Annotated in this window: 10 protein-coding genes; all 10 read left to right on the forward strand. The window is 66.5% G+C overall.

The features are described 5' to 3' along the window. The first annotated feature begins 17 nt into the window (after positions 1-17). Positions 18-1,352, forward strand: coding sequence for a type VI secretion system baseplate subunit TssK (gene tssK, locus F6X40_RS00760; RefSeq protein WP_187626502.1), 1,335 nt, complete (start codon positions 18-20; stop codon positions 1,350-1,352). 23 nt (positions 1,353-1,375) lie between these two features. Further along, complete coding sequence (locus F6X40_RS00765; protein ID WP_187626503.1) at positions 1,376-2,665, forward strand: DotU family type VI secretion system protein; 1,290 nt, start codon at positions 1,376-1,378, stop codon at positions 2,663-2,665. A 46-nt stretch (positions 2,666-2,711) separates the two neighbouring features. Continuing rightward, positions 2,712-6,257, forward strand: a complete 3,546-nt coding sequence (gene tssM / locus F6X40_RS00770) for a type VI secretion system membrane subunit TssM (RefSeq protein WP_187626504.1) — start codon at positions 2,712-2,714, stop codon at positions 6,255-6,257. After that, positions 6,254-6,958, forward strand: coding sequence for a type VI secretion system-associated protein TagF (tagF, locus tag F6X40_RS00775; protein ID WP_187626505.1), 705 nt, complete (start codon positions 6,254-6,256; stop codon positions 6,956-6,958). The genes tssM and tagF overlap by 4 nt, the downstream gene beginning before the upstream one ends. Before the next feature lie 172 nt (positions 6,959-7,130). Then, positions 7,131-7,736 (forward strand): OmpA family protein, encoded by a 606-nt coding sequence (locus F6X40_RS00780; RefSeq protein ID WP_184062826.1) that lies wholly within the window; start codon positions 7,131-7,133, stop codon positions 7,734-7,736. A 21-nt stretch (positions 7,737-7,757) separates the two neighbouring features. Continuing rightward, positions 7,758-8,684, forward strand: a complete 927-nt coding sequence (locus F6X40_RS00785) for a hypothetical protein (protein ID WP_187626506.1) — start codon at positions 7,758-7,760, stop codon at positions 8,682-8,684. 53 nt (positions 8,685-8,737) lie between these two features. Continuing rightward, positions 8,738-9,289 carry a hypothetical protein gene (locus tag F6X40_RS00790; RefSeq protein ID WP_187626507.1) on the forward strand — a complete coding sequence of 184 codons (552 nt, stop codon included), beginning with the start codon at positions 8,738-8,740 and terminating at the stop codon, positions 9,287-9,289. 165 nt (positions 9,290-9,454) lie between these two features. Continuing rightward, positions 9,455-10,444 (forward strand): hypothetical protein, encoded by a 990-nt coding sequence (locus tag F6X40_RS00795; protein ID WP_187626508.1) that lies wholly within the window; start codon positions 9,455-9,457, stop codon positions 10,442-10,444. 86 nt (positions 10,445-10,530) lie between these two features. Continuing rightward, positions 10,531-11,409: a DUF3365 domain-containing protein gene (locus tag F6X40_RS00800; protein WP_187616297.1), complete on the forward strand. Its 879-nt coding sequence runs from the start codon at positions 10,531-10,533 to the stop codon at positions 11,407-11,409. A gap of 40 nt (positions 11,410-11,449) precedes the next feature. Continuing rightward, the gene (locus F6X40_RS00805) at positions 11,450-12,907 is read left to right on the forward strand and encodes a serine/threonine-protein kinase (RefSeq protein WP_187626509.1); all 1,458 of its coding nucleotides are present in this window, start codon (positions 11,450-11,452) and stop codon (positions 12,905-12,907) included. Positions 12,908-12,919 lie beyond the last annotated feature (12 nt).

The raw sequence follows: 12,919 nt of genomic DNA on the forward strand, positions 1-12,919 counted from the left end.
CGTTTGAACGAGACAACATGTCCTGGAACAGCAAAGTCATCTGGTCGGAGGGGATGTTTCTGCAGCCCCAGCACTTGCAGCAGCACGACCGCTATCTGCAGCGGCAACTGGAGACGCGCGCGGCCGGCCTGCGTCCGTACAGTTGGGGCTTTAACGCGCTGGAGATCGACGAGTCGCTGCTCAAGCTCGGCAAGCTCGCGCTGCTGTCGTGCTCCGGCGTGATGCCGGACGGCACACCGTTCGATCTGCCCGCCGACGATGACTTGCCCGAGCCGCTCGAGATTCCCGAAGGCACCCGCAACATGCTGGTCCAACTGGCATTGCCGGTGCGCAGGCCGGGTCTCGCCGAAACCGGCAACGACGCCAGCGAGGAGAACTTCGCGCGACACCGTGTCACCGAATTCGACGTCAGCGACAGCAACGATCCGAATGCCGGCGCGGCGTTGCTGCAGATCGGCAAACTGCGCGTGCGTCTCGCGCTCGCCCCCGAAGTGGCCAATGCCTACACCGCGCTCGGCGTCGCGCGCGTGCTCGAACGGCTGCCCGACAACCGCGTCGTGCTCGAAAACGACTACAGCCCGCCGTGTCTCGACTATCGGGTGGCGCGCCGTCTCGCGGCGTTCGTCGACGACCTCGTGGGCCTTCTGCATCAACGCGGTGAAGCGCTGGCCGGACGCCTTGCACAGCCCGGCGTGACGGGTGTCGCGGAAGTGGCCGATTTCCTGTTGCTGCAGCTGATCAATCGCCACGAGCCGCTGGCCGCGCATCTCTCGACGATGACCGGTCTGCATCCCGAGGCGCTGTACCAGGCGGCGGTGCAGTTGGCCGGCGAGCTGGCGACCTTCAGCCAGGCGTCGAAGCGGCCGCCGGCGTATCCGGTGTATCGCCATGAGTGGTTGCGCGAAACCTTCGCACCGGTGATCGACGACATTCGCGCGTCGCTGAGCATGGTGATGGACCCGCACGCGGTGGCGATCCCGCTCGAAGAGCGCAAGTTCGGCTTGCGCGTGGCGATCGTGCCGGACAAGACGCTGTTTGCCGGCGCCACCTTCGTGCTCGCGGTGCGCGCGCAAATGCCGGCCGAGCACATCCTGACCGGCTTCCCGCCACAGGTGAAGATCGGCCCGATCGAACGTATTCGCGATCTCGTCAATCTGCAATTGCCGGGCGTCGGCCTGCGCGCGTTGCCCGTGGCGCCCCGGCAACTGCCGTTCCATGCGGGCTTTACCTACTTCGAACTCGATCGCGGCAACGAACTGTGGAAACAGTTCGCGAATTCCGCGGGCATGGCGTTGCACGTCGCCGGCGACTTTCCCGGACTGACGATGGAGTTCTGGGCAATTCGCCGCTGATGCATTGATTGAGGAAGTTCATCGTGAGTCCAGACGAACCGCGTGGCCCCGCCGACGATCCCGGCGCGACGATTCTGATTCCGACACCGGGCGGCGCGCGGGCGGCGTTCATGGCGGCCGCGGCAACGCCCGCGCCGATGCTGCCCGCCGGCGGCGGTCTGAATCCGCTGTTGCGCGCGGCCAACCCGCTGATCGAACTGGCGCTGCCGTTGCGGCAGTTGCCGACCCATCCGAATGTGGAAGACCTGCGCAACCAGCTGATGCAGATGGTGCGCAACTTCGAGACGCAAGGCCGCGCCAACGGCATCGACGACGAGAAGCTCGGCGCCTCGCGCTATTGCCTGTGCACGTTCCTCGACGAAGCGATCGCCAGCACGCCATGGGGGGCGGGCTTGTGGGGCAGCCGCAGCTTGCTGGTGACGTTCCACAACGAGGCCTCGGGTGGCGAGCGCTTTTTCCTGATCCTGCAGCGTCTCGCGCAGAACCCCGCGGGCAATATCGACGTGCTCGAATTGATCTACGTGATTCTCGGCCTCGGTTTCGAAGGACGTTACCGTCTGATCGACGGTGGCCGCACGCAGCTCGACACGATCCGCGAACGCCTCGAACAGATGATTCGCGGCCAGCGCGGCGCGGCCGAACGCGATCTGTCGCCGCACTGGCTGCCGGTCAAGGTCGAACGCAAGCCGTTGCTGCAACTCGTGCCGTTGTGGGTGGCGGCGGCAATCGCCTGCCTCGTGCTGGTGATCGTCAATCTGGTCTTGAGCTTCAGGCTCAACGACATGTCCGACCGCGTGTTCGAAGCGCTGCACGGCATCCGCGTCGCGCCGGCTCCCGTGCTTGCCTCGAAGCTGGCGGCGGCGCCAAAACTTGCGCCGAAGCTAGCGCAGTTCCTCGCGCCTGAAATCGCCCAAGGCCTCGTGCGTGTCTCGGAGTTGCCCGACCGGACCGTCGTCACGATCAATGGCGACGGCCTGTTCGGCTCGGGCAGCGCCGATCTCGCCGCGGGTTTCGTCCCGCTCATCCAGCGTATCGGCGACGCGTTGAAGGAAGTGCCGGGCAACGTGGTGGTCGCGGGTCACACGGACAGCCAGCGAGTCTTGTCCGCGCGCTTCCCGTCGAACTGGCATCTGTCGCAGGCGCGCGCCGAAGCGGTGCGCGACATGCTCGCGTCGCGGGCCGGCAACCCCGCCCGCTTCAGCGCCGAAGGGCGCGGCGACGCCGAGCCGATCGCACCGAACGACACCGCCGCGAATCGTGCGCGCAACCGCCGCGTCGATATCACGGTGCTGGCGCCGGGAGCGGCGTCGTGAAGGCCTTCGGGATGAGTCCGTCGCGGGTGGCACAGGGGAGCCGGGTATGAAAATCTTTGGCTGGCTCAGACGAGCCATCGTGCTGTCGTTGCTCGGCGTGCTGGCACTGTCGCTGATCGTGTGGGTCGAGGGGCCGCTCGTCGCGTACGCGGGTCATGAGCCGCTCGAAAGCAACAGCAGCCGCTGGGCCGTGATCATCGTGTTGCTGCTGGTGTGGGCGGTGTACTGGAGCGTGCGCTGGATCGCGGTGCGTCTCGCCAACATCCAGTTCACTCGCGTGGTGGCAGAGGGACCGGCCGAGCCCGCGCCCGGCAAGAAAGAATCCGAGGCCGACATCGCCGCGTTGAAGCAGCGTTTCGAAGCCGCCATGGCGACCTTGCGCAAGGCGCGGGTCAAGGGGCGCTTCGGTAGTCAGTACGTGTACCAGTTGCCGTGGTACATGTTCGTCGGCGCGCCCGGCACGGGCAAAACCACCGCGCTGTTGAACTCCGGACTCAAGTTTCCGCTCGCCGAGCGGCTCGGCAAGCAGTCGATCGGCGGCGTGGGCGGTACGCGCAATTGCGACTGGTGGTTCACCGACGATGCGGTGCTGCTCGATACCGCGGGCCGCTTCACCACCCAGGATAGTTTCGCCGAAGCCGATCAGGCCGCGTGGGCCGGCTTCCTGCAACTGCTGCGCAAGTATCGGCCACGCCGGCCCCTGAATGGCGTGATCGTGGCCTTGTCGACGCGCGACCTGCTGCAACTGTCCGACCCGCAACGCGCGCAGCAGGCGCAAGCCGTGCGCGAGCGTCTCAGGGAACTGTACGGCAAGCTCGGCATGCGTTTTCCGGTCTACGTGATCGTGACCAAATGCGATCTGCTCGCGGGTTTCGCGGAATTCTTCGACGACCTCGGCCGCGACGAGCGCGAACAGGTCTGGGGCATGACGTTCCCGTTCACCGAGCAAGGCTCACCGGACGACGCACTGGCCGCATTTCCCGCCGAATTCGACGCGCTGGAAAAGCAGCTGCAAGCCCGCGTGCTGAATCGTATGCAGCGCGAGACCGATGTGCGCCGGCGTGCGCTCGTCTATGGATTTCCGCAGCAGTTCGCGGGTCTGCAAGCCGTACTGAAAAGCTTTCTCGACGAAACCTTCAGTACCTCGCGCTTCGAGGAGTCCGCGTTGCTGCGCGGCGTGTATTTCACGAGCGGCACCCAGGAAGGCCGGCCGATCGATCGCGTGATGAGCGCGGTCGCCTCGGCGCTCGGCTTCCAGCAACAGGTCGTGTTGCCCGACCCGGCGAGCGGGCGCGCTTACTTCATCACGCGGCTGCTGCGCGGCGTGATCTTCGAGGAAGCCGGACTCGCGGGCGTGAACCAGAAGCTGGAGCGGCGCCGCGCCTGGTTTCAGCGCGCCGCGCTGGCGGCGATCGGCATTGTCACGGTGCTGGCGCTGGTTCTGTTCTTCGTCAGCTATCAACGCAATCGCGCTTACGTCGCCGATGTTCGACAGCACGTTGCCGGGTTGCAGAAGCTCGCGCAGACCACCCAGCCGGGCGATAACCCGCTTGCGCTGCTGCCGCTGCTCAATGCCGCGCGCGACCTTCCCGGCGGTTACGCGGACCGCGACAGGAGCGTGCCGTGGCTGTCGCGCCTCGGCCTTTATCAGGGCGACAAGCTCGGCCTCGAAGCGCAGACCAGTTATCGGCGGCTGTTGCGGCAGACCCTGTTGCCTCTGGTCGTGAGCCGCATGGAAGAAGAATTGCGCCGCGGTGACGCGAACAATCCCGACTTCCAGTACGAAGTCTTGCGCGCATATCTGATGCTGGGCGATTCGCTGCACTTCGACGCCGACTCGGTGCGCTTGTGGGCCGATGTCGATTGGCGCCGCGGGCCGTTGCGCGATGCCAGCGACGATCAGCGCAACGATCTCGACGGCCATCTCGCCGCGCTGTTGCAGCCGGCGCGCTTCGATGCGTCGCTGCCGCTCGACAAGGATCTGATCGCGCAGGCGCGCGCGACGCTCGCCAAAATGCCGCTGACGCAGCGTCTGTTCAACCGCGTCAAACGCGATCTCGAACAGAGCAGACTGCCGGAGTTCAGCGTCGCCGACGCGGCCGGGCGCAATGCCGCGCTGGTGCTCGTGCGCAAGAGCGGCGCGCCGTTGACGCGCGGTGTTTCAGGCGCGTACACGCGGGCCGGCTATCAGAAGTTCGGCCAGTTGCGCGACGCGGCGGTGATCGATATCGCGAAGGACGATTGGGTGCTCGGCCGTCAGGAATCGGTATTGACGCCGAACGGTATCGAGGATCTGAAGGCGGGCATCACCCGGCTTTACTACGACGAGTACATCCGCCAGTGGGACGCGTTGCTCAACGATATCGACGTGGTGCCGTTCGACGGTGTGCAGCAGGGGGCACGCGTGGCGAATGTGCTCGCGGCGCCGGACTCGCCGCTGCGCTCGCTGATGCTGGCCGCGGCGCAGGAAACCACGCTGGGCAGCACCAGAACGGGCGGTTCGCTGACGGAGGAGGGCGTTGCCGCATTGACCAACAAGCTCGATGCGGCCAAAAAACGCCTCGAGAGCGCGCTCGGCAACCAGCCGGAAGACGCGGCACCGCCCGCGCCGGCCGAGCTCAATCCGGTCGACGCGCATTTCCAGGCGCTGCACGAACTGGCCGGCAAACCCGGCGCACCGGGCCCGGCTCCGCTGGACGCGCAACTCGCCGCGCTGAAGGACGCCGCGACCTATCTGGAGGCCGCGGACTCGGCGCGCCGTCAGGGCTTGCCGCCGCCACCCGGCGATGCGTTGAACAAGCTCAAGCTGGTGGCCCAGGGGGCGCCGCCGCCGCTCGCGACGGTGGCCACCAGCGTCGCGAGCGGGGCGGGGTCGCTGATGGTGGGCGGCGAGCGGGCGCGCCTGAATGCGTTGTGGCAGGCGAACGTGGCGCAGCTGTGCCGGCAGGCGCTCGACGGTCGCTATCCTCTCGTGCGCGGCTCGACGCGCGACGTCGCGCCCGACGATTTCGGCAGGCTGCTGAGCCCAGGCGGCCTGATCGACGATTTCTTCCAGAAGAATCTGGCAACGATGGTCGACATGTCGGGACCGCAGTGGAAATGGCGCAGCGGCGTCGATACGCTCGGCATCCCGGTCGACGTGCTCGGCCAGTTCCAGCGCGCCGCGCAGATCCGCGACGCGTTCTTCCGGGCCGGCGGCCGGGACGTGTCGGTGCGCTTCACGGTGAAGCCGCTCACCATCGATCCATCGATTACCCAGTTCACGCTCGACATCGATGGGCAGCAAATGGTCGTCAAACCCGACACGCCGCAATCGATGGTGTTCCAGTGGCCGAGCGGCAAGGGCACCGGCCAGGCGCACGTCGAGTTCACGCCGGCGGGCAGCACACCGGCGGCGCGCGCCGACGGACCGTGGGCACTGCTGCATCTGATGGACGATGCGCGTCTGCAACCCACCGCGCAACCCGACCGCTTTCGCCTGAGCTTCGACTCGGATGGCCGGCGCGCGGAGTTCGAACTGGCAGCCAGCAGCATCGTGAATCCGTTTCGCCGTGCCATGCTCGAGCAGTTCCGCTGTCCGGATCGGCTATGAGCGGCGAGCTTGCGCAGGAGCCGACATTCGGGCCCGGCTTCTTCGGCAAGGTGCGCACGCATGGCGACTTCGTGGGACGGCGCTTGCCAGTCGAATTCGTCACGCTTTGGGATGAGCGCTTGCAGGAAGGCATGTTGCTCGCGCGGCAGCGCTTTGGCGCGCAGTGGCTGGAACTGTATCTGAATGCCCCGGTGTGGTGTTTCGCGCTGGGCGCGGGTCTGTATGGCCCGAGCGCGTGGGCGGGCGTTCTGACGCCGGGCGTGGACCGTGTGGGACGCTATTTTCCGTTCACGATCGCAGAGGCGATCGACGGCGCCGAACCCGCACGGCGACTGGCCGATGCGCAAGGATGGTATGACCGCCTGGTGGCGCTCGCATTGTCGACACTGACGCAGGAATTCGCCCTCGATGCTTTCGACGCGGCGTTGCGAGCCGAGAGCCTGTTCAATCGGGATCGCGCATCGACGCCGTGGCGGCTCGCCATCCCTGATGCAGCCGACGGCGGATTCGCCGCCTTGCTCGAACAGACCGTCGCAACGGGACACGCGCTCTGGTGGAGCGACGGATCGCCGGCCGTGCCGGCTTCGGCGAGAGTTTCCGCGGGCGCGACGACCGGCTTGCAGTTCGCGAGTCTGCTCGACGTCGGCACGCAGGAGTGGGATTCGGTGATCGACGTGATTTCGAACCCGGGCGCACAGTAACGGCATCACTGACGTCGCCGCCGCGGGTAAGGGTAAGCGTTTCAAATTGACTTCCCATCATTCGTCTTTAAAGGATGAGGCTGTCATACGCCGGTTCCCGCCGGTGTTCGCCGACGGTCCGTAAAGGGGCGCTGGCGGCCTCACCGCAACTCCATTCTGCGGAGATCGCCGTATGTCACGCCTGACCCATCCGTCTTCCGCACGACGCATTCCGGGCGGCGTTCTGTCCGCCACGCTGTGCTTGCTCGCATTGCTGTGCACGGCCTCGCGCGCAGCCGAACCGGTCCTGAACGAGCAGGACATCAACGAGCAGTCGGTGACGCGCGCGCTCGAGCCCGACCAGTCGAGCGAGTCGGGCGAGAACGTCCTGACGCGCGGCTTCGTGCTGTCGAACAAGCCGCCGTCCGCCGCGCCGCGCCCTGCGCCCGCGAGAAAACCCGCCGCGCAAATCCTGATCACGTTCGCCACCAATTCGGCCACGCTCACCGACAGCGCGAAGGCCGCGCTCGACAAGGTCGCCGGTGCATTGCAGTCGGAAAAACTCGCGGCGTACCGATTTCGCGTCGAAGGGCATGCCGACCCGCGCGGGTCGCCCGATGCCAACATGAAGCTCTCCGAAGACCGTGCCGCCGCGGTGGTCGCATATCTGACGCAGAAAGACGGTATCTCGGCGGAGCGGCTATCGTCGCTCGGCAAGGGTTCTTCCGATCCGTTGAACAAGCGCAATCCGACGGCGCCCGAGAACCGTCGGGTGACGATCGTCACGGTCACGGATTAGGCGCTGTCGAGGTTGCCGCCGATGACACGTTATCGCGTGTATTGCAACGTGGCGACGGGCGCGGCGCTGCTGTTCGCGTGCGTCACCACGATCGCGCTCGCCGCGGGTCCGCAGGACTCGAACAACGCCGCCGACAGACCCGCGGCCGTCGACGACGACACCGGAGCGGTGCGCTTGCCGCTTGCCCGGCTCGCCGCCGCGTTGGCCCCCGACGCGCGCCTGCAACTGTTCACCGTGACGGACCAACCCGGCCTCCATGTGATGCAGGCGGCCAGCCTCGAGCAACAGGGCGCGATGTTCACGCGCGTGGTGGCATTGCTCGAACGCCGCGATATGCCGCGCGACCGCGTGGTGTCGGCGGCGGCCATCGCGGCTCACGCGCGGCGCTTTGGCACCGACCCCGCCGGGCTGACGGCGGGCAACAACTTCAGCACGGAGGAGTTGACGCATTTTTTCGAACTCGCGCGCGAGCAGGGCGTGGTGCTGAACCAGGGCGAGCGCACGTTGCAGACGATTCTCGTGCGATGGCGTTTGATTCGCGAGGAGCAGGGGATCTGGAAAGCGACGAACGCACACGATTTTCTGATCACTATTCCCGGGCTGGGTCGCGCGCCAGGCGGCGAGATGATCGACGCCACCGTCAGGGCCGCGATCCTCAGTCACGAATTGGGCCATTGGCGGTACTTTTCGGACGGCGCATACGCACATGCGTGCCGCGCGTTCTGGTGGCAGGTATTGAGCTTCGAGGAACGCGCGGAGTTGACCCGGCAACTGGAGAATCTCGGCTACGACCCGAGCGACCGGATCGTGATCGATGAGATGCAGGCCTATTTGCTGCATACGCCTGCGCGCTATATGCCGATCGTCGACACGCCGGGACCTGGCGGCGTCGATGTCGGCAAGGTGCGGCGGCGCTTGCAGGAGGCGGTCGCGAGAGCGGGCGGATAGCAAGGACGAAGCGAGCCGCGCGAATCGCGCGACACACGCTGTCGAGGTGACGCATGACGGATTACGCAGAACTCAACCGCATTTTGCCGCGCCTGTCGCACGCGCATGCGACCGCTGCGTTTAGCGACGAGGTGGCCCCGCTGCTGGTCGACCTGTGGGCTGATGATTATGTTCCGCGCGTGGCATCGTGCGAATTGCTCGAAACGTCCATGGGCCAGTTTTCATATCTGTTCGATATGACGACCGAGCGCCTCGTCGCAGCGTGGGGAATCAGTCAGGGAAAGAGTACGGTGGCGCGCAAGGAAATCGCGACGCGGATGCGCGGACATCCGCTCGCCAACGGCGGGACCTATCACCGGGGGCACGCCGTTCCGCACACGCTCGGCGGCTCGACCGATATCAACCTCGTGGCGCAGCTGGGCAAGATCAATTCGGGGCCGTTCCAGGCGTTGGAACGACTGGCGGTCAGCCATGCGGGAGCGCTTTACTTCACCTACTGGCTGTACGGGCCGGGCAATAGTCAGGTGCCCCTTGGTGTGGAGCAGGGGCTTCTGATGCCGGGGGCGACTGCGTGCACGTTCAAGCTGGCGACGTTTGCGAATTGAGGCAAGCGCGGCGGTCCGCAATAAACGACGCTATGCGCGTCTTTTTGAAAGCCGCACGCCGCGATTGGGGAAATACGCCGTGTGTCGGCCTTCGTCGGTTAACCCCTCGACGAATCGGACCGTCTACGATAAACAGTACCGCAGACACCGACGTAACGGACCCCGATGATGCCATCCGCTCGCCGTTTCCTCGTCATGCTGGCGTCAGCCTTCCTGCGCGCACGCGCGGGCGGCGCGCTGGCGCTGTTTGCGTCGGCGGTGCCGCTCGTCCACGCGGACGTCGTCGTCTCTTTCGCCGAGAGTCCCGTGTCGGTGATTCGCGGCGCCTCGTTGTATCGGACGGGCGAGGGCGCCAGGCTGCGCGATGACGACATCATCGAAACCGACGCCGGCAAATCCGCGCAGCTCGAAGACGGTGCGGGGACGCTGATCGCGCTCGGGCCGCAAACGCAAATACTGCTCAAAACGCCGTCGACGTCGCAAAACGCCGCGGCGGGACCGCTGCGAATCACGATGCTGAGCGGCTGGCTCAAGGTTGGCTGCAAGGTGAACGCAGGCGCGCAACCGCCGCTGTCGATCGAGCTTCACGGCCTCGACATCAAACCTTCAGGCAATGGTCCGTGGTCGGTCGTCGCGATGACCACCGGCGAGCGCGCCGCAATCTTCGCGGAGTCCGGGGATGACGCGATCGTCGTCGTTCGCGCCCCTGCCCAGGCGCCCAGGCAGATCCTGCACGCGGGCCAGTACCTCGAGCGACATGCCGACGGGCCCCTGCGCGCGCAAGCCCGGCCATCCGCGGAGTTCATCGGCACGATGCCGCCAGGCTTTCGGGACGCGCTGGTCGGGGTGGCGGGACGGCTCGCGAGCAGGCACGAACTTGCCGCGCCACTGCGCGCCGTCGACTACGCCGACGTCTCCGACTGGCTCACGAGCAGCGTCAGCGAGCGTGCCACCTTCGTCAAACGCTTCGTGCCGCGCCTGAAGACAGCGGCCTTCCGCGCGCAGGTCGACGCCCATCTGGACGTTTTGCCGGAATGGCGGCCGATATTGCATCCGCCGCCACCACGCCCGGCGAGCGAGCCGCACAAAAGGCCCGCGCAAGCGCCGCCGGCGGTGCGTCCCGAATCCGTCCCCAGCTGGCTATACCGGAACTAACCTACGCCGGACGACGCCGACGCGTATTGACGTACCATGCACCACCAGGCGTTGACGCCCTTGCACACCGTTCGCGTGGAGCAGCCATGAACCTGTCGTTGACTCTGAAGTTCAATCTCGCCTTCCTCGTCGTGTTCGCCGCGGGATTCGCCGCGACGGGTTTCGTGGCCGACCGGGTGTTGCGGGAAAACGCGGTGCAGACAACCGTGCGCGACGCGAGCCTGATGATCGAAGCCGCTACCGCGGCGCAGAACTACACGTCCGATCAGGTGACGCCGCTGCTTTCCACGCAGATCAAATACGCGTTCGTCCCGCAGTCGATTCCCGCGTATTCCGCCGTCGAGAGCCTGCTCGCGATCCAGAAGAAGTTTCCGGGCTTCTCGTACAAGAGCGCGATGCTCGATCCGACCAACCCGCGCGATCGCGCCACGGATTGGGAGACCGATGTGATCCGGCGCCTGCATGACCACCCCGAATTGCCCGAACTGATTGGCGAACGCGCGACGCCGTCGGGCCCCAGCCTGTACATCGCGCGGCCCACCCGCATCGACTCGGCCGCGTGCCTCGAATGCCACAGCACGCCCAGCGCGGCGCCGCGCACGATGATCGACAAATACGGGCCGGCGAACGGCTTCAACTGGCCCCTGCATGAAACGATCGGCGCGCAGGTCGTGTCCGTGCCGATGTCGCTGCCGCTGGGACAGGCGCACAGCGTCTGGCGCACGTTCATGCTGTCGTTCGCCGCGGTGTTCGGATGCGTGCTGATCGCGCTGAACCTGATGGTGCATTTCCTCGTGACGAAGCGGCTCAAGGCTTTGTCGCGCGCGGCCGACGAAGTCAGCCTCGGCAAGCTCGACACCGCATCGTTTTCGACGCGCGGCGGCGACGAAATCGCCTCGCTCGCGGTCTCGTTCAACCGCATGAAAACGAGTCTCGTCGAAGCGCTGCGGATGCTGGGGGCGTAAGCTGGCGTGATCGGCCAGGCGCCCCTCGACCGGAACCCGAATGAGCCACGAAGCAACGCCTACGCGCATTGGCAAGTACCGCATCGACCGCGTGCTGGGGACGGGCGCCATGGGCGTCGTCTATCTCGCGTTCGACCCGCACCTGGAAAGACCGGTGGCGCTGAAAACCGTGCGTCGCGAACTGCTCGCCGGCGAGGACACGAGTGGCGACATGCTGCTGCGTTTTCGCAACGAGGCACGCGCGGCCGGTCGGCTCGCGCATCCGAACATCGTCATGGTCCACGATTTCGGCGAAGACGGCGATACGGCTTATATCGTGATGGAGTACGTCGCCGGGCATGGCCTCGATACATTGCTGGTGCCGGGCCACGCGTTGCCGCTGTCGGACGCTTTCCACTGGCTCGCGCAACTGCTCGCCGCGCTCGCGTATGCGCATGAGGCCGGCGTCGTGCACCGCGATATCAAGCCCGCGAATCTGCTCGTCACGGCGGCAGGGCTTCTGAAGGTCGCCGATTTTGGCGTCGCGCGGATCGGCTCATCCGCCACCTCGTCCGGGTGGATGATCGGCACGCCGAGCTACATGTCGCCCGAGCAGTTCGAGGGCGAATCGGTCGATGCCCGCGCGGACCTGTTCTCGGCCGGCGTCGTGCTGTACCGCATGCTGACCGGCCGCCAGCCGTTCGTCGGCTCGCCGGCCACGATCAGGCAGAAGATCATCAAAGATGCGCCGGCCCGGCCATCGGAAATCGTCTCCGCGTTGCCGCCGGCGCTCGACGCGATGGTCGCGAAAGCACTCGCGAGGCGGCCGGACGACCGCTTCGGTTCGGCCGCGGAATGGCTCGCGAGCTTGAGGTCGTTGGCCGTCGCACCGGCGGCGGCCGACGATGACCGGACTATCGTGACGCCGTCCGCGTATTGGTCCGCGTCCGCTTCCTTGCCAGCGCATGCGACGGGCGTCGGCCCCGCACCTGTGCCCGTGCCTTCGGCGCCGCCGAGTTGGCCGCCCGAGATGCTCGCGCGCATCGAACGCCAACTCGCGACCCAGATGGGCCCGCTCGCGAGCCTTCTGGTGCGACGCGCGGCCACCCAGACGAACGACCTGCCGACGCTCGGCGCGCAGCTGGCGGCGGCGTTGCCGGACATGGCGCGGCTCGAATTCGAGCAGGCCTTCGCGCGGCTGACGGCTGGCTTGCCCGATATGTCGATGATGACCTCGTCATCGCCGGGCTCACGCGTCGCGACGGCTGCCGCAAAGGTATCGGCTGTATCGTCCGCGAGCGCCGCGGGCACGTCACCAGACAGTGCGATCGATCAGGCCAGCATCGATGCCGTCGCCGTTAAACTGGCCGTCTATCTGGGCCCGATCGCGAAGATGATCGCCAGTCGCGAGGCGCGGCATGCCGCGAATTTCGACGAGTTCGTCCAGCGGGTCGAGGACTGCATCACCGACCCCGCGCAACGCGGTCGATTCCGGCACGATGTCGATTCATCCAGTTAGCGCCGCGACCGG

Source organism: Paraburkholderia sp. UCT31 (genome assembly GCF_014397655.1).
Taxonomy (GTDB): domain Bacteria; phylum Pseudomonadota; class Gammaproteobacteria; order Burkholderiales; family Burkholderiaceae; genus Paraburkholderia; species Paraburkholderia tuberum.

Bases quoted from the DNA above. Each gene is read 5' to 3' on its own strand.
- tssK (WP_187626502.1), top strand. From the start codon at position 18: ATGTCCTGGAACAGCAAAGTCATCTGGTCGGAGGGGATGTTTCTGCAG.
- tssM (WP_187626504.1), top strand. From the start codon at position 2,712: ATGAAAATCTTTGGCTGGCTCAGACGAGCCATCGTGCTGTCGTTGCTC.
- tagF (WP_187626505.1), top strand. From the start codon at position 6,254: ATGAGCGGCGAGCTTGCGCAGGAGCCGACATTCGGGCCCGGCTTCTTC.
- F6X40_RS00780 (WP_184062826.1), top strand. From the start codon at position 7,131: ATGTCACGCCTGACCCATCCGTCTTCCGCACGACGCATTCCGGGCGGC.
- F6X40_RS00785 (WP_187626506.1), top strand. From the start codon at position 7,758: ATGACACGTTATCGCGTGTATTGCAACGTGGCGACGGGCGCGGCGCTG.
- F6X40_RS00790 (WP_187626507.1), top strand. From the start codon at position 8,738: ATGACGGATTACGCAGAACTCAACCGCATTTTGCCGCGCCTGTCGCAC.
- F6X40_RS00795 (WP_187626508.1), top strand. From the start codon at position 9,455: ATGATGCCATCCGCTCGCCGTTTCCTCGTCATGCTGGCGTCAGCCTTC.
- F6X40_RS00800 (WP_187616297.1), top strand. From the start codon at position 10,531: ATGAACCTGTCGTTGACTCTGAAGTTCAATCTCGCCTTCCTCGTCGTG.
- F6X40_RS00805 (WP_187626509.1), top strand. From the start codon at position 11,450: ATGAGCCACGAAGCAACGCCTACGCGCATTGGCAAGTACCGCATCGAC.